Source organism: Flavobacterium sp. CAN_S2 (assembly GCF_015752255.1).
Lineage (GTDB): Bacteria > Bacteroidota > Bacteroidia > Flavobacteriales > Flavobacteriaceae > Flavobacterium.
This window is the reverse complement of the sequence record NZ_JADOVA010000001.1, coordinates 824,647-843,263: the sequence shown is the minus strand read 5'-3', so window position 1 is coordinate 843,263 and position 18,617 is coordinate 824,647. Positions and strand designations below refer to the sequence as shown.

Genomic DNA, 18,617 nt, shown 5'->3' with positions numbered 1-18,617 from the left:
TACAATAAATTCTTGCTCGGTAGGTATCGAGTTGGGAGTAAAGTGAGGAATAACAAAAAAGGTAATAATAAAAAGGTTTTATGTCTGAAGAGAGAATTATTAGAATAAACAAAGTTTTAAGGGAATTGAATATTTCTTTGGAAAGAGCTGTGGATTATCTAAAAGATAAGGGGATTGCTATTGAAGCAAATCCAAACACAAAAATTTCCGATGATGTATACAATGTCTTGTGCGGTCAGTTTGCAGGTGACAAAGGGAATAAAGAAGCTTCGAAAGAAGTAGGGGAAGAGAAAAGAAAAGAGAAAGAGGCTTTGCGTTTAGAACGAGAGAAAGAAATCGAAGATAAACGTAAGATTGAGGAAGAGCGTCTTAAGCAGCAAGAAGTTATAAAAGCGAGAGCGGTTATAGCAGGACCTGTTCAAGTGGGTAAGATTGATCTTAATCCAAAAAAACCTTCAATTGTCCCTCCTGTGAAAGCTGTTGAAAAAGTGGAGACTCCAGTTGCTAAAGTACCTGAAGTAAAAGCGGTTCAAAAAGAAGTTTCAGCAGAAAAACCGTCACCAGAAAAACCTTTAGAAGAAAAAGTTGTTTCAGACAAGAAAGAGGTAAAACCTGTTGTTGGGATAAAAGAGGTTAAAACAGAGGCTCCGAAAGAAGTTCCTGCTGAACCAAAAGTAGTTGAAAAAGTAGAAGCTGTTAAAGCTGATGAAACGCCTGTTGATGAAACCATCACGACGCAATATCAAAAACTTTCGGGAACTACTTTGACAGGTCAAATAATTGATTTGTCTCAATTCAACAAACCGAAAAAGAAAAAAGAAGAACCAAAAATCACTCCGAACAAACCGGGTGCTCCAGGTTCAGCTGCAGCCAATGCAAATAAAAACAAGCGTAAAAGGATTGCTCCTAAGCCGGGTGCTCCTAGACCGCCTGCAACACCTGGAGTTCCGGGTGCGCCAAATCCTAACAAGATTACACCTAATGTAGGTGGCGGAGGTTTCAATGCTAACAGAAGTGCAAGACCTGGATTCGTAAAAGGAAACAGACCTGCAATTGTTGCAAAAGTTGAGCCTACAGAAGAAGAAGTTAAAAATCAAATTAGAGAGACTTTAGAGAAACTACAAGGAAAAGGTGGTAAATCTAAAGCAGCCAAATATAGAAGAGATAAAAGAGATACACACCGTCAGAAATCTGATGATGAGCAAAGAGCTATTGACGAAGGAAGTAAGACTATTAAGGTTACTGAATTTGTTACTGTAGGGGAAATTGCAATCATGATGGATGTGCCAATTACTAAAGTTATTGGTACGTGTATGTCACTTGGAATCATGGTTACCATGAATCAGCGTCTTGATGCAGAAACGTTGACTATCGTTGCTGATGAATTTGGTTATGAAGTTGAATTTATCACTGTAGACATCGAAGAAGCAATTCAAGTTGTTGAAGACAGAGAAGAAGATTTAGTTTTCAGAGCGCCAATTGTAACTGTTATGGGTCACGTCGATCACGGTAAAACATCCTTACTGGATTACATTCGTAAAGAAAACGTAATCGCAGGTGAGTCTGGAGGAATTACACAGCATATTGGTGCCTACGGAGTAACTTTGGATAACGGACAAAAAATTGCATTCTTAGATACACCGGGTCACGAAGCGTTTACTGCGATGCGTGCGCGTGGTGCTCAAGTTACCGATATTGCTATTATTGTGATTGCTGCTGATGACGACATCATGCCGCAAACCAAAGAAGCAATTAGCCATGCTCAAGCAGCTGGAGTTCCTATCATATTTGCTATCAATAAAATTGATAAACCAAATGCTAATCCTGAAAAAGTAAAAGAAAGATTAGCGGGTATGAATTTACTTGTTGAAGATTGGGGTGGAAAAATTCAATCACATGATATTTCTGCGAAAGTAGGAACAGGAGTGAAAGAATTATTAGAAAAAGTATTGTTAGAAGCGGAACTTTTAGATTTGAAAGCAAATCCAAATAAAGCAGCTTCCGGAACTGTTGTTGAAGCTTTCCTTGACAAAGGAAAAGGATATGTTTCTACAATTTTAGTTCAAAACGGAACATTGAAAATTGGAGATTATATGTTAGCTGGTAAGCATCATGGTAAAATTAAAGCCATGCATGACGAAAGAGGGAATATTGTAACTGTTGCGGGTCCTTCGACTCCGGTTTCAGTTCTTGGTCTTGATGGAGCAGCAACAGCGGGTGATAAATTCAATATTTTTGAAGACGAAAAAGAAGCGAAACAAATTGCTTCTAAACGTTCTCAATTGATGCGTGAGCAATCAGTTCGTACACAAAGACATATTACTTTAGATGAAATTGGACGTAGAATTGCATTGGGTCAATTTAAAGAATTGAACATTATTCTTAAAGGAGATGTTGATGGATCGGTTGAAGCATTGTCTGATTCGTTCTCTAAATTATCTACGGAAGAAATTCAAATCAATATTATCCACAAAGGTGTTGGAGCAATTACTGAAACTGACGTAATGTTGGCTTCTGCTTCAGATGCGATTATCATCGGATTTAATGTTCGTCCTGCTGGAAATGCAAGACAATTAGCAGACAAAGAGGAAATCGATATCCGTTACTACTCTATTATCTATGCCGCTATTGACGACTTGAAAGATGCAATGGAAGGAATGTTAGCTCCGGAAATGAAAGAAGAAATTCTGGGTACTGCTGAGATCAGAGAGATATTCAAAATCTCTAAAGTAGGTTCGATAGCAGGTTGTATGGTAATGGATGGTAAAATTGTCAGAAATGCTAAAATGAGAATCATTAGAGATGGTGTGGTTGTCTTTACTGGGGAATTGTTAGCGTTAAAACGTTTCAAAGATGATGTGAAAGAAGTAGCTAAAGGATACGATTGTGGTATTCAAGTGAAAGGATATAATGACATTGAAGAAAGAGATGTTATTGAATCATACCATGAGGTAGCAATCAAAAAGAAATTGAAATAGAATTTCAATATTTTATAAATAAGATCCCGATTTTGTCGGGATTTTTTTATTTTTATACTGTACCAAATATTAAATTTATGAAAAAATTATTTGCATTATTTTTTGTTGTAGTCAGCACGGTTGGCTTTTCTCAAAATAAACTCGAATTCCATAAAGTGTCTTTAAAAGATAAAAAAGACAAAGCGTTTGGTTTTAGTTTTTATGTTGAAAATGTTTATGATGGAAGACAGTTTAAAGAAAATATTGGAACTGTTCAAAAAGGAGGTTTCAATAGAAAAGTAGTAGCTAATTTTGAAAAATCTTTACCAGTTGAAATTTTTGATTATCTCGCAGTTATTTGTCCGTCCGAGGAAAGTAAATCTAAGATTTCTATCCGAGTAAATGATTTGTACGTTTCAGAACTTACGCGTGCAATGTCTGAAACAGGATATGCAACTGTATCAATTGATGTAATAGAAACCAAAGATACTACTGGTTATATAGTGGGGTCTTATATCGCTTCGACAGAAAGTAATGGTATGGATGTTACAGGTTCACACGATGAACGATTGAAGAAAGTTTTACAGGAATGTTTGACAAATTATATGAAAACAAGTGAGGAAGATAAAACGGCTATATTGTATGATGATAATTTTAATATTAATAGCAAAACAATAACGGATGTTCCTTCTAAAGGTGTTTATTTAAATTATGCTGACGTTTTAAATGGAAAACCAATATCTTTAGCTGATTTTGAAATTACAAATAAAAAAGATAGGTTTTATTTGCTTAACAAACTGAGCCGTTCAGAAGAGCTGAATTATTATGGATTTAGTGATGGCCAGGATTTTTATATTAATGCATCAAAATATGCGAGTTCAAGATATTATGCCAAGACGGAAATTATTAGTGGTAAGTATTATGTCGAGAATGTAATTTATAATTCAAATAATGCCGTCGCTATGGGTGCGATGTTTGGGTTGATTGGCGTTGCAATTGCTGCTTCAGTAAGTGATGGGTCAATTCCGATGCTTATTGATAGTTATACGGGGCAACCATCATTTTTATCAAATAGTGAGATGAAAGTAATGTTAGCATCTCATCCGGAACTTTTAAAAGAATTTAAGGATGGTAATAAAAGCAATTTAGCTAAAAAAGTTATTCTAAAAAAATATTACCAATTAACTTTAGGGCAATAAAAATTGATATCCTTTAAGTGTTTGTTTGGAATGATACGATTAGTTATGTGAAGTTTAGTATTAAAGATTTAAAACAAAAAAAAGCAACTCTAATCGGGTTGCTTTTTTTGCTTATTTGTTATTCGTGAATATTTTGAATACTACAATTTAAATAAAGATAAATTTTAGTTATTCGGCTTTATTAGATGAACATTAGTGTAGCTTTTTTTGATTGCTATCAAATTGCGTTCTGCTTCAATTCGTGTTTTGAAATTTCCTACCCAAACTTTATAATTTGGCGTGAAAAATATAATTGTACCATCTAAGTCACTAAATTCTTGTCTGAATTGATTGAGTGTGTTTTTGGCTTTGTCGCTTTCGCCACTAAAAATTTGAATTTTATATCGGTCATTTACAGCATTGGAAACATTTGTTTTTCTCTTTTCGTTTAGTAATTGTTCAAATTTGTAGTCCTGATTTAAAGTAATTTTCCCATCTTGTGCAGTTGCGTTGAACGCGCAAATTAATAATGTTACAGAGATAAAAAAGGCTTTTCGAGTGGCTAAAATTCTCATAATGTGATTGTTTTTATGCAAAAGTAATATTTAATGATTGATACCAAATAGCAAATGTTATTTAGAATTGATATAAATTGAAATTAAGACTATTTTAAGGTTTTGAGAATAGTTCTTAAGTCGTATTTTTGTCCAAGTTTTAAAATAAAGGATCAGTTTTTATAATACAATTAGAAAAAACTGTGCCAATTTTTAGTAGATAATCATTATACTATATGAAAAAGGTGGGTAACCATAATTCGATCTCAAGGAAATTATTTTTTAGCATAGCTTTAATGCTATCATTTTCCTTTACTTCATTTGCTCAAGAAGCTACTCCTGCAGCTACAGATGTTGCTCCGGATGCTTCAGCTACTTCACAAAGTGCAGACCCGGTTAAGGGTAAAGAGCTATTTAATGCAAACTGTGCAGCATGTCACAAGCTTGATGCGAAAGCAACAGGTCCAGCTCTTAGAGGTGTTGGTGCTAAATATGATGCTTCATGGCTTCATAAGTGGGTTCGTAACAGTTCGGATTTAATTAAATCTGGAGATGCTCAAGCGGTGAAAGTTTTTGAAGAAAACAATAAGGCAGTGATGTCAGCTTTTCCTCAATTATCTGATGCTGATATTGATAATATCATTGCGTACACTTCAGAGCCTAAGGCTGAAGCTCCTGCTCCGGTAGCTAGTGGTACTGAAGCGGTTCCTGGAACTGGTGGTTCTGAGGGTGGTGTTTCAAATAATATCATATTAGGTGCTTTAGCGCTTGTAATGCTGATTTTAGTGGTGATGTTGTTTTTGGTAAACCAAGTTTTATCTAAGGTTGCGAAAGCTAATGGTATTGAAACGGCTCCTAAAACTCCAACGACTCCTATTTGGAAAGCATTTGCTAGGAATCAATTTTTAGTTTTAGTTACTGCGGTGTTTTTACTTTTGGCTAGTGCTTATTTTGTTTATGGATTTTTGATGCAAGTAGGTGTTGATCAAGATTACGCTCCGATACAGCCAATTCATTATTCTCACAGAATACACGCTGGAGACAATGAAATCAATTGTAAATACTGTCACTCTGCTGCTAGGGTAAGTAAAAACGGTGGAATTCCTTCGTTGAATGTTTGTATGAACTGTCATAAAAATATAGCTGAAGTTGCAGAAACTACTGCTACGCCAGAATACAGCAAAGCATTTTATGATGAGCAAATTCAAAAATTATATACTGCGGTGGGTTGGGATAAAACAACGCAAACGTATACTGGAAAAACTCAGCCTGTAAAATGGGTTCGTATTCATAATTTACCTGATTTTGTTTACTTCAATCACTCGCAACACGTAACTGTTGCTGGAATCGAATGTCAAACATGTCACGGTCCGGTTCAAGAGTATGAGATTCAAAAACAATTTGCTCCATTGACAATGGGTTGGTGTATAGATTGCCACAGAAAAACAGATGTTAAAATGGAAGGCAATGAGTACTATACTAAAATTCATGATGAACTTTCTAAGAAATACGGTGTAGACAAATTGACTGCAGCGCAAATGGGAGGTTTAGAATGTGGTAAATGCCATTATTAATCAAATTATTAAGATTTTAATATTTATATATGTCATCAAACAAAAAATACTGGAAAAGTGTTGAGGAACTAGACAAAAATAGTTCTATTGTTGAGGCGCTTAGAAATAACGAATTTGTTGAAGAAATTCCTACTGATGAATTTTTAGGAAATAATGACGCTTTGTCATCTTCGTCAACATCACGTCGTGATTTTTTAAAGTACGTTGGTTTTAGTACTGCGGCAGCTACGCTTGCAGCTTGCGAAGGTCCTGTGAACAAATCAATACCTTACGTACTTCAGCCGGAGCAAATCATTCCTGGAGTTGCGGATTATTATGCAACTTCTGTTTTTGACGGTTTTGATTTTGCTAATCTTTTGGTAAAAACTCGTGAAGGGCGTCCTATTAAAATAGATAATAATACTATTGCTGGAGCTAAGTTTAGTGCTAATGCAAGAATTCATGCGTCTATTCTATCTTTATATGATAGTATGCGTTTGAAAGAGCCTAAAATTGAAGGTAAAAATTCAACTTGGTCAGCTGTAGATTCTAAGATTAAATCAAGTATAGCTGATGCTGCTGCAAAAGGTGGTCAAGTGGTACTTTTGACAAATACATTAGCCAGTCCGTCAACTGAGAAGTTGATTGCTGAGTTTATTGGTAAAAATCCAAATGCTAAACATGTTGTTTATGATGCTGTATCTGAATCTGAAGCATTAGATGCTTTTGAAACAGTTTATGGAGAAAGAGCTTTGGTTGATTATGATTTTTCTAAAGCTTCACTTATAGTTTCTGTTGGAGCTGATTTCCTTGGAGATTGGCAAGGTGGTAGTTATGATTCAGGTTACGCAAAAGGAAGAATTCCTAAGGCAGGAAAGATGTCTCGTCACTTTCAGTTAGAAGCAAATATGACTTTGTCTGGTGCTGCTGCTGATAAGCGTTTGCCAATGTCTACTGCTAATCAAAAACAAGCATTAGTTCATATATACAATATTGTAACTGGTTCTTCTGTTGCTGTAAGTTTAGAAGATAAATTTAAAGCAGAAGTTACAAAAGCGGCTCAACAATTGAAAGCTGCTGGTTCAAAAGGAGTGTTAGTTTCTGGTATTCAAGATAAAAATGCTCAATTGCTAGTTTTGGCTATCAACCAAGCATTGGCAAGTGAAGCTTTCACTACTTCTGGAACAAGACAGATTAGAAAAGGTTCTAATGCAAAAGTTGCTCAATTGGTTAATGATATGAAAGCGGGAAGCGTTCATACATTAATAATGAGTGGTGTAAATCCAGTTTATACTTTATCTGATAGTACTTCTTTTGTTGAAGGACTTAAAAAGGTAAAAACATCAGTGGCGTTTTCTTTAAAAGAAGATGAGACTGCATTATTAAGTACTGTTGCTGCAGCTGTTCCTCATTATTTAGAATCATGGAATGATGTAAGTATCACAAAAGGTACTTATGGAATTACTCAGCCTACAATTCGTCCTCTTTTTAATACGAAACAATTTCAAGATGTATTATTGTCTTTAAATGGATTAACAGGTACTTTTTATGATTATATCAAAGTAACTTCATCAACAATAATAGCTGGTTCTACATGGAACAAAGTATTGCACGATGGTGTTTATGTTGGAGCGATTCCTGCTGCCGCTGGTGGTTCTGCTGATTTTAGTGCAGCTGCCAATGCTTTAGCACAATCAAAAGTTGCGCAAGGACTAGAACTTGTTTTATATACTAAAACAGGTATGGGAGATGGACAACAGGCTAATAATCCTTGGTTGCAAGAGTTTCCAGATCCAATTACAAGAGTATCGTGGGATAATTATGTTACTGTTTCGAATGCAGATGCTAAGAAATATGAACTTTCTAATGAAATCGTTGCAAATGGTGGTTTAAACGGAAGTTACGCTACTATTACAACTGCAGATGGACTTAAATTAGAAAATGTTCCTGTAATTGTTCAGCCAGGTCAAGCTGTGGGAACTATTGGTTTAGCATTAGGTTACGGTCGTAAAGCGGCTTTGAAAGAAGAAATGATGGTGGGTTTAAATGCCTATTCTTTATATAAAGGTTTTAATAATGTACAGTCGGTAACATTGGCGAAAGCTGGAGGAGAACATGAGTTTGCTTGTGTTCAAGGTCAGAAGACATTGATGGGAAGAGGTGATATCATAAAAGAAACTTCTTTAGAAATTTTCAATACAAAAGATGCTCACGTTTGGAATGAACAACCAATGGTTTCATTGGATCACAAAGAAGTTGAAGCAACTAAAGTAGATTTATGGGATTCATTTGATCGCTCAACGGGTCACCATTTTAACCTTTCTATTGACCTAAATGCTTGTACCGGTTGTGGTGCTTGTGTGATTGCTTGTCATGCTGAAAACAACGTTCCTGTTGTTGGAAAATCAGAGGTAAGAAGAAGTCGTGACATGCACTGGTTGCGTATTGATAGATATTATTCTTCTGAAAGTACTTTTGAAGGTGATAATGAAAGAAAAGAAAATATAGCTGGTTTATCAAGTTCATTATCTACATTTAATGAAATGGAAAAAGCGGGTGATAACCCACAAGTATCTTTTCAACCTGTAATGTGTCAACATTGTAACCATGCACCTTGTGAAACAGTTTGTCCAGTTGCTGCAACTTCACACTCGCGTCAAGGTCAAAACCATATGGCTTATAACAGATGTGTTGGAACGCGTTACTGTGCTAACAACTGTCCGTATAAAGTACGTCGTTTTAACTGGTTCTTGTACAACAAAAACAGTGAATTCGATTATCATATGAATGACGATTTAGGACGTATGGTATTGAATCCAGATGTTAATGTTCGTTCTCGTGGAGTTATGGAGAAATGTTCAATGTGTATTCAAATGACACAAGCGACAATTTTGAAAGCAAAAAGAGAAGGAAGAGCAATCGTTGATGGTGAATTCCAGACTGCATGTTCAAACGCTTGTTCTACTGGAGCAATGAAATTTGGTGATGTAAATGATTCAGAAGCAGAAATAACTAAATTAGCTGCTGATGAAAGAATGTATCATTTATTGGAGCATGTTGGAACGAAGCCTAATGTGATTTACCACGTTAAAGTTAGAAATACCTAGTACAAAAAATAATTAATTAAGAATCAATATAAAGGATTATGTCGTCTCACTACGAAGCAACCATTAGAAAACCCTTAGTTATAGGTGATAAATCTTATCACGATGTAACTGTAGATGTAGCTGCGCCTGTTGAAGGTAAAGCAAACAAACATTGGTGGATTGTGTTTTCAATCGCATTAATAGCCTTCCTTTGGGGACTTGGCTGTATCATTTACACCGTATCTACAGGTATTGGAACATGGGGATTAAATAAAACTGTTGGATGGGCTTGGGATATCACGAACTTTGTTTGGTGGGTTGGTATTGGTCACGCAGGAACACTTATTTCAGCGGTATTATTACTTTTCCGTCAGCGTTGGAGAATGGCGATTAACCGTTCTGCAGAAGCAATGACAATTTTCTCGGTTATTCAAGCAGGTTTATTTCCAATCATCCACATGGGACGTCCATGGTTAGCGTATTGGGTTTTACCAATTCCGAATCAATTTGGTTCTCTTTGGGTAAACTTTAACTCGCCATTACTTTGGGACGTATTTGCAATTTCAACGTATCTTTCAGTTTCATTAGTTTTCTGGTGGACTGGTTTATTACCTGATTTTGCGATGTTACGTGATAGAGCTATTACTCCTTTCAACAAAAGAGTTTATTCTATATTAAGTTTTGGATGGAGCGGTAGAGCAAAAGACTGGCAACGTTTTGAAGAAGTATCTTTGGTACTTGCAGGTTTAGCTACACCACTTGTACTATCTGTGCATACTATTGTATCGATGGACTTTGCTACCTCTGTTATTCCAGGATGGCATACTACAATCTTTCCTCCGTACTTTGTTGCTGGAGCGGTTTTCTCAGGATTTGCAATGGTAAATACCTTGCTTATCATTATGAGAAAAGTATCTAATCTAGAAGCTTACATTACCATTCAACACATTGAGTTGATGAATATTGTTATCATGATTACAGGTTCTATTGTCGGGGTTGCCTACATAACTGAACTATTTGTTGCGTGGTATTCTGGTGTAGAATACGAGCAATATGCTTTCTTGAATAGAGCTACCGGACCTTACTGGTGGGCATATTGGTCAATGATGACTTGTAATGTTTTTTCTCCACAATTCATGTGGTTCAAAAAATTAAGAACAAGTATTATGTTCTCGTTTATAATTTCGATAGTTGTAAATATTGGAATGTGGTTTGAGAGATTTGTAATTATCGTAACTTCGTTACATAGAGATTATTTACCATCTTCTTGGACAATGTTTTCACCTACATTTGTTGACATTGGAATTTTCATTGGAACAATAGGTTTCTTCTTTGTATTGTTCTTACTATATTCAAGAACATTCCCTGTAATTGCACAAGCAGAGGTAAAAACAATTTTGAAAGGAACTGGAGATAATTACAAAAGAGAAAGAGAAGCAAATAAAGATTCACATCATGAGTAATAAAGTAATATACGCCATTTATAATGACGATGATATATTGATGGATGCGGTTAAAAAAACCAGAGCAGCTCATCATCATATTGAAGAAGTTTTTACTCCATTCCCGGTTCACGGTTTGGATAAAGCTATGGGTATCGCTCCTACAAGATTAGCAATTTGTGCTTTTCTTTATGGATGTGTTGGAATATCGGTAGCTACGGCTATGATGAATTATATTATGATTCAAGATTGGCCACAAGATATTGGTGGAAAGCCAAGTTTCAGTTATATTGAAAACATGCCTGCTTTTGTTCCAATTATGTTTGAACTTACTGTATTTTTTGCAGCTCACTTAATGGTTATTACTTTTTATATGAGAAGTAAATTATGGCCTTTCAAAGAAGCAGAGAATCCAGATGTAAGAACTACAGATGACCATTTTTTAATGGAAGTTGCTGTAAATGATAACGAAGAAGAATTGATTTCTTTTTTCCAAAGCACCGGAGCTGTAGAAGTTAAAGTAATAGATAAGCATTAATTATAGATATGAAAAGCGTATATAAAATAACACTTTTATTTGGTATAACTATTTTAGTTTCATCATGCCATAATAATGCGGCACCAAACTATCAATATTTTCCAAATATGTACGAATCAGTAGGGTATGAAACCTATTCTGAATCGAATGCATTTAAAGATGGTAAAGAAGGTCAACTTCCAGCTGAAGGAACTGTGAATAGAGGTTTCGAACCTTTTGAATATGAAAATTCTACTGCCGGATATGAGTTGGCTAAAGCGAATCTTAAATCTCCTTTAGATTCTTTAAGTAGAAATCCTGAGAAAGGAAAAGAACTTTTTGAGATTTATTGTATCAGTTGCCATGGTGCTTCTGGAAACGGTAAAGGTAAACTGGTAGAGAGAGAAAAATTCTTGGGTGTTCCTAGTTATAAAGATAGAGTGATCACTGAAGGAAGTATTTTTCACGTAATAACGTATGGTTTGAATTCAATGGGTTCACATGCAAACCAATTGAGTGCCCAAGAACGTTGGTTAGTTACTGACTATGTTCTGAAACTAAAAAGCGAATTATAATTGTTGAACAAACTGATCGTAATAGATATGTATACATTTTCAAGTAAATTAAAAACTCTTTCTTTCGTCTTAATGGCCGTAGGTATATTAGGAATTGGATATGGTTTTTTAACTGCACCAAAAGATATTCAAGACGTTGAAAAACTTCTTGCAGCCGAAAGTCATGGTGGGCATGGTGAAGCAAAACATGAAGCGTCAACCGCTGCTGAACCTTCGCATGTATCGGATGCTGCTCACAACGAAGCTACTGAAGAGAAAAAAATAGAGGAATCTACAACTGTAGTTAATCCAACTGGTGATTCATTGAAAGTTGATACAGCGAAAGTTGTTGAAGAAGTTCAAGTTGAGCCAGTAGTAAAAAAAGAAGGTCACGAGGTTAGTGAAGAAGCTGAACATACGGAACATTTAAATCATGTTTTACACCAATTACAAAACAAACCTTGGTCTGCTTTGTACGTTGCCTGTATTTTCTTTATGCTTGTTTCATTAGGAGTTTTAGTTTTTTATGCAATTCAACAAGTAGCTCAAGCTGGATGGTCTCCTGTTTTATTTAGAGTTATGCAAGGTATAACGGCGTATTTACCTGTAGGTTCAGTTATCTTTTTTGTGATTTTAATTTTATGTGGATTACACTTAAATCACCTTTTTATATGGTTAGATCCTGAAGTTGTTGCCAATGACAAATTAATTGCAAACAAGGCGGGTTATTTAAATTTCCCTTTTTGGATCGTTAGAGCGGCTATATTTTTAACAGGTTGGAGTTTATATCAGTATTTTTCTAGAAAAAACTGTTTGGCTCAAGATGAAGCTAACGATGATCTTAATTACAAAAAGAACTTTAAGCTTTCAGCAATGTTCCTTGTGTTTTTTATTGTATCTGAATCTATAATGTCTTGGGACTGGATAATGTCTATTGATCCACACTGGTTTAGTACGTTGTTTGGTTGGTACGTTTTTGCTAGCTTCTTTGTTAGTGCAATAACAACTATTGCTTTAGTTACTTTATACTTAAAATCTAGAGGGTTTTTAGAATATGTTAATACAAGTCATATTCATGATTTAGCGAAATTCATGTTTGGTTTTAGTGTTTTTTGGACATACTTATGGTTCTCACAATATATGCTAATTTGGTATGCTAATATTCCAGAAGAGGTTACTTATTATATTACAAGAATTGAGTTGTATAACCTTCCATTCTTTGGTGCTGTAGTGATGAATTTTGTTTTCCCTTTATTAATATTAATTAATACAGATTTCAAAAGAATTACTTGGGTTTTAGTTATGGCAGGAGTTGTAATACTTGGTGGGCATTATATTGATTTCTTTAATATGATTATGCCAGGAACTGTTGGTGACAGATGGTTTATTGGAATTTCAGAAATAGCTTCTGTTCTTTTCTTCCTTGGATTATTTATTTATGTTGTTTTCACAGCAATGACTAAAGTTCCATTATTGGCAAAAAGAAATCCTTTCATAGAAGAAAGTAAACATTTTCATTATTAATATTTAAAGAAAAAAACAGATGACAAGTTTGTTGGTAATTATAGTTTTAGTTTTATTAGCTGTTGCTTTATGGCAATTGACTAAAATATTCGACCTGACGCAAGTTGGTTCTAATACAGATAGTTCAGAAATCGCTACAGATAACGACAATAACGTTCAGGGTTATTTGATGTTTGGTTTTCTAGCTTTCATTTACATTTTTTCAATTTACGGATTGTTTAAATGGGGACCTCTTGTTCTTCACACACCAGCTTCTGCACACGGAGGTGAAGTTGATAATTTAATGAATATCACTTGGGTTCTTATTTTTATTGTTCAAGCTATAACTCAAGTATTGTTGCACTATTTTGCCTTTAAATACAGAGGTAAAAAGGATCAAAAAGCGCTTTACTTTGCTGATAATAATAAGTTAGAAGCCATTTGGAGTGTTATACCAGCAGTAGTTTTAGCAGGTTTAATTTTATACGGACTTTATGCTTGGACTAACATCATGTTTGTTGATGAAGATGAAGATACTGTAGTAATTGAATTGTATGCGCAACAGTTTAACTGGAAAGCTAGATACTCAGGTGAAGATAATGTTCTTGGTAAAGCGAATGTAAGATATATTGAAGGTGCTAATGCCGTTGGTGTTGATTTAGCGGATCCTTATGCACAAGATGATATTGTTGTAACTGAATTGCACATTCCAAAAGGGAAAAAGATTCTTTTTAAAATGCGTTCTCAGGATGTTTTACACTCAGCTTATATGCCACATTTTAGAGCTCAAATGAACTGTGTTCCTGGTATGGTTACTCAATTTGCTTTCGAGCCAATTTACACTACAGCTGAATATAGAGAATTACCATTTATGGTTGAGAAAGTAGCAAATATAAATGCTCTTAGAGCTAAGAAAAGTGCTGCATTAGTTGCTAAAGGTGAAACAGCTTTGGATCCTTACACTTTTGATTACTTATTGCTTTGTAATAAAATTTGTGGTGCTTCTCATTATAACATGCAAATGAAAATTATTGTAGATACTCCTGAGGACTACAAAGCTTGGTTAAAAGATAAAGCTACTGTTGTAAATGAAGTAAAAGCTGCTATGGCTGAACCAGCTTCTCCTGATGGAGCTTCAGGTTCAGACTCTATTAAAACTAAAGATACTGTAGGAGTTGCTGTAATGGCAATGAAATAATTAATAAGAATATTTAAAGTAAACATATATGTCAGCAGAAGGTCACGATCACGCAATAGATCACGAACACGAACATCATCATAAAGAAACTTTTATTACTAAATATATTTTTAGTATTGATCATAAAATGATTGCCAAACAATACCTTATTACTGGTATTTTTATGGGGATTATAGGAGTAGGAATGTCTATGCTTTTTAGAATGCAATTAGCATGGCCAGAAGAGTCTTTTAAAATTTTTAATATTTTATTAGGTGATAAATTTGCTCCTAACGGAGTTATGGCTAATGATATTTATCTGGCTTTAGTTACGATACACGGAACCATAATGGTATTCTTTGTATTAACCGCTGCTCTTAGTGGTACTTTTAGTAACTTGTTGATACCGCTTCAGATTGGTGCTCGAGATATGGCTTCCGGTTTTATGAATATGATTTCATATTGGTTGTTTTTCTTGTCAAGTATCATTATGATTGGTTCTCTTTTTGTCGAAGCTGGACCAGCATCATCAGGTTGGACAATTTATCCTCCGTTAAGTGCTTTACCACAAGCTATTCCTGGTTCTGGAATGGGAATGACATTATGGTTGGTTTCTATGGCTATTTTTATCGCATCTTCTTTAATGGGATCTTTAAATTATGTAGTTACAGTAATTAACCTTAGAACAAAAGGAATGTCTATGACAAGATTGCCTCTTACAATTTGGGCTTTCTTTGTAACAGCGATTATTGGTATTGTTTCGTTTCCGGTTCTTTTATCTGCAGCGTTATTACTTATTTTTGATAGAAGTTTTGGAACTTCATTTTTCTTATCTGATATTTATATTGCTGGAGAAGTTTTACATTACCAAGGTGGTTCGCCAGTATTGTTCGAACACTTGTTTTGGTTCTTAGGACACCCTGAGGTTTATATCGTTTTATTACCTGCTTTGGGAATTACTTCGGAAGTTATTGCAACAAATTCACGTAAACCAATTTTTGGTTACAGAGCGATGATCATGTCAATTTTGGCTATTGCTTTCTTATCAACAATTGTTTGGGGTCACCATATGTTTATCTCGGGTATGAATCCATTTTTAGGATCCGTATTTACTTTTACAACGCTATTGATTGCTATCCCTTCTGCTGTGAAAGCGTTTAATTATATCACAACACTTTGGAAAGGTAATTTGCAGTTGAATCCAGCTATGTTGTTTTCAATTGGTTTAGTTTCTACATTTATTACTGGTGGTTTGACAGGAATTATTCTTGGCGATAGTACACTTGACATTAATGTTCATGATACGTATTTCGTTGTAGCTCACTTTCACTTAGTAATGGGTATATCTGCTCTTTACGGAATGTTTGCTGGAATTTATCATTGGTTCCCAAGAATGTTCGGAAGAATGTTAAACAAGAATCTAGGATATGTTCACTTTTGGGTAACTGCAATCTGTGCTTATGGGGTTTTCTTTCCAATGCACTTTATAGGATTAGCAGGTTTACCAAGACGTTATTATACAAATACAAACTTCCCATTATTTGATGATTTACAAAACGTAAACGTTTTAATAACAACATTCGCATTAATTGGTGGAGCTTTTCAATTGGTTTTCTTATACAATTTTTTCGTTAGTATTTTCTACGGTAAAAAGTCTGTTATGAATCCTTGGAAATCTAATACACTTGAATGGACAGCACCGGTTGAACATATTCACGGTAACTGGCCAGGTGAAATTCCTCACGTATATCGTTGGCCTTATGACTACAGTAATCCAGCACACGATGTGGATTTTGTACCTCAAAACGTTCCAATGAAAGAAGGTGAAGAAGTTTTACACCACTAAAATATAATTGAAGCCTCTGCGAAAGTAGAGGCTTTTTTTGTGCTTTTTATTTTTGTTTATCAAAATGATATTCTTTCACATGGAGTCGTTTTTAATTTTTATTTCATTTTAAATTTAAAAATTATATTTCGAAATTGCTTTGCTATCTTTGTTACATGAATGAAAATTTAGACCCAACATCAAACGGTTACAATTCGGAAGAACTAGATCTTGAAAAAAAATTAAGACCACTTTCCTTTGACGATTTTGCTGGACAAGATCAGATATTGGAAAACTTGAAAGTCTTTGTTCAAGCTGCTAATCAACGTAATGAAGCACTTGATCACACACTTTTTCATGGTCCTCCCGGTTTAGGAAAAACTACTTTGGCTAATATTCTTGCTAATGAACTTCAAGTTGGAATCAAGATAACCTCTGGTCCTGTATTGGATAAACCTGGAGATTTAGCTGGTTTATTGACTAATCTGGAGGAAAGAGATGTTTTGTTTATTGATGAAATTCATCGTTTGAGTCCAATAGTTGAAGAATATTTGTATTCTGCCATGGAGGATTTCAAAATTGATATCATGATTGAATCAGGACCCAATGCAAGAACCGTTCAAATTAATTTGAATCCGTTCACCTTAATCGGAGCCACTACGCGTTCTGGGTTGTTGACCGCTCCTATGCGAGCTCGTTTCGGAATATCTTCCCGTTTACAATATTATACGACAGAATTGTTAACCACTATCGTGGAAAGAAGTGCTACAATCTTTAAAATGCCAATTTCCATGGAAGCAGCCATAGAAATTGCAGGAAGAAGTCGCGGAACACCTCGTATCGCTAATGCATTGCTGCGTCGTGTGCGTGATTTTGCTCAAATAAAAGGGAATGGTACAATTGACATTGAGATTGCCCGTTATGCCTTAAAAGCGCTTAATGTTGACGCTCATGGTTTGGATGAAATGGACAATAAAATCTTAACCACAATCATAGATAAGTTCAAAGGTGGACCGGTCGGATTGACTACTTTGGCGACAGCCGTATCCGAAAGTAGCGAGACAATTGAGGAAGTCTATGAACCGTTTTTGATTCAAGAAGGATTTATCATGAGAACTCCGCGAGGTCGTGAAGTTACCGATAAAGCTTACAAGCATTTGGGCAAATTAAATACAAACATTCAAGGCGGTTTATTCTAATTTTTAGGAGCTATTTCCTGCTATCCGCTGTATTCCCCATTAACAAAAACTACGGCTAAAAAGCCTTGTTTTTTTAAATCGGGAGATGCCGCTTCTATCAGGGCTAACATATTCCGTTTATTAACATCAATTTCTCAATTATCAATCTTAAGGCTACATACACTGAATTTATCAAAACCGAAGCAAAACGTCTCGGCTTCATGTCTTGTGGAATATCCAAAGCTGGTTTCTTGGAAGAAGAAGCGCCACGTTTAGAAAACTGGTTAAAAAACAACAGAAATGGCCAAATGTCCTATATGGAAAACCATTTTGATAAGCGTTTAAATCCAACTTTACTAGTCGATGATGCCAAAAGTGTTGTTTCGCTTTTGCTAAATTATTATCCTGCAGAACTGCAAAATCTGGATTCCTATAAAATTTCAAAATATGCCTACGGACAGGATTATCATTTTGTAATCAAGGAAAAACTCAAAGAATTTTTATTCTCTATTCAGTCAACAATTGGGGAAGTTTCTGGTCGTGCCTTTGTAGATTCCGCACCTGTACTCGATAAAGCTTGGGCTGCAAAAAGTGGTTTGGGTTGGATAGGAAAAAACAGTAACTTATTGACGCAAAAAGTAGGTTCTTTTTACTTTATAGCGGAACTAATTATCGACCTAGATTTAGATTACGATAATCCTACAACGGACCATTGTGGAACTTGTACTGCCTGTATCGACGCTTGCCCAACAGCGGCAATTGTTACTCCTTACGTTGTTGATGGTAGCAAATGCATTTCCTATTTCACGATTGAATTAAAAGAAAATATTCCTCACGAAATGAAAGGGAAATTTGATGATTGGGCTTTTGGATGCGATATATGTCAGGATGTTTGCCCTTGGAATAAGTTTTCAAAACAGCATAACGAACCTTTATTTAATCCAAATCCAGAATTACTTACCATGTCTAAAAAGGACTGGTTAGAAATAACCGAAGAAACATTTAAAGCAGTTTTTAAAAATTCGCCACTCAAAAGAGCGAAGTTTCAAGGAATAAAAAGAAATATTGATTTTCTTAAATAAGGATTTAAGTT

The 18,617-nt window shown here is 35.1% G+C and carries 13 protein-coding genes; 12 read left to right on the top strand and 1 reads right to left on the bottom strand.

Features of this window, described 5'->3' with window-relative positions:
- The first annotated feature begins 80 nt into the window (after positions 1-80).
- Positions 81-2,978 (top strand): translation initiation factor IF-2, encoded by a 2,898-nt coding sequence (infB, locus tag IWX80_RS03755; protein ID WP_196852216.1) that lies wholly within the window; start codon positions 81-83, stop codon positions 2,976-2,978.
- Between the two features lie 77 nt (positions 2,979-3,055).
- Positions 3,056-4,156 (top strand): DUF6563 family protein, encoded by a 1,101-nt coding sequence (locus IWX80_RS03750; protein ID WP_196852215.1) that lies wholly within the window; start codon positions 3,056-3,058, stop codon positions 4,154-4,156.
- Positions 4,157-4,320: 164 nt separating this feature from the next.
- Here IWX80_RS03750 and IWX80_RS03745 read toward each other — a convergent pair whose 3' ends face one another.
- Entirely contained in the window at positions 4,321-4,710 is a 390-nt protein-coding gene (locus IWX80_RS03745) for an SPOR domain-containing protein (protein ID WP_196852214.1), read from the bottom strand.
- A gap of 215 nt (positions 4,711-4,925) precedes the next feature.
- On the opposite strand from IWX80_RS03745, the gene IWX80_RS03740 reads away from it, so the two are divergent.
- The 10 genes from IWX80_RS03740 (at position 4,926) to queG (ending at position 18,606) form a co-directional block, all read left to right on the top strand.
- Positions 4,926-6,263, top strand: coding sequence for a c-type cytochrome (locus IWX80_RS03740; protein ID WP_196852213.1), 1,338 nt, complete (start codon positions 4,926-4,928; stop codon positions 6,261-6,263).
- A gap of 29 nt (positions 6,264-6,292) precedes the next feature.
- Entirely contained in the window at positions 6,293-9,349 is a 3,057-nt protein-coding gene (locus IWX80_RS03735; protein WP_196852212.1) for a TAT-variant-translocated molybdopterin oxidoreductase, read from the top strand.
- Positions 9,350-9,387: 38 nt separating this feature from the next.
- Positions 9,388-10,791, top strand: coding sequence for an NrfD/PsrC family molybdoenzyme membrane anchor subunit (gene nrfD, locus IWX80_RS03730; RefSeq protein WP_099714288.1), 1,404 nt, complete (start codon positions 9,388-9,390; stop codon positions 10,789-10,791).
- A complete protein-coding gene (locus IWX80_RS03725; RefSeq protein WP_091165797.1) occupies positions 10,784-11,308 on the top strand; it encodes a DUF3341 domain-containing protein in 525 nt (174 codons plus the stop codon). Before nrfD ends, IWX80_RS03725 begins: the two co-directional genes overlap by 8 nt.
- Positions 11,309-11,316: 8 nt before the next feature.
- Entirely contained in the window at positions 11,317-11,862 is a 546-nt protein-coding gene (locus tag IWX80_RS03720) for a c-type cytochrome (protein ID WP_113634033.1), read from the top strand.
- Between the two features lie 27 nt (positions 11,863-11,889).
- A complete protein-coding gene (locus tag IWX80_RS03715; RefSeq protein ID WP_196852211.1) occupies positions 11,890-13,365 on the top strand; it encodes a quinol:cytochrome C oxidoreductase in 1,476 nt (491 codons plus the stop codon).
- A 19-nt stretch (positions 13,366-13,384) separates the two neighbouring features.
- Positions 13,385-14,542 (top strand): cytochrome c oxidase subunit II, encoded by a 1,158-nt coding sequence (locus IWX80_RS03710; RefSeq protein ID WP_196852210.1) that lies wholly within the window; start codon positions 13,385-13,387, stop codon positions 14,540-14,542.
- A 28-nt stretch (positions 14,543-14,570) separates the two neighbouring features.
- Positions 14,571-16,367 carry a cytochrome c oxidase subunit I gene (locus tag IWX80_RS03705; protein ID WP_196852209.1) on the top strand — a complete coding sequence of 599 codons (1,797 nt, stop codon included), beginning with the start codon at positions 14,571-14,573 and terminating at the stop codon, positions 16,365-16,367.
- A gap of 155 nt (positions 16,368-16,522) precedes the next feature.
- Positions 16,523-17,545 carry a Holliday junction branch migration DNA helicase RuvB gene (gene ruvB / locus IWX80_RS03700; RefSeq protein ID WP_113665015.1) on the top strand — a complete coding sequence of 341 codons (1,023 nt, stop codon included), beginning with the start codon at positions 16,523-16,525 and terminating at the stop codon, positions 17,543-17,545.
- Between the two features lie 137 nt (positions 17,546-17,682).
- Positions 17,683-18,606 (top strand): tRNA epoxyqueuosine(34) reductase QueG, encoded by a 924-nt coding sequence (queG, locus tag IWX80_RS03695; protein WP_196852942.1) that lies wholly within the window; start codon positions 17,683-17,685, stop codon positions 18,604-18,606.
- The last annotated feature ends 11 nt before the right edge of the window (positions 18,607-18,617 follow it).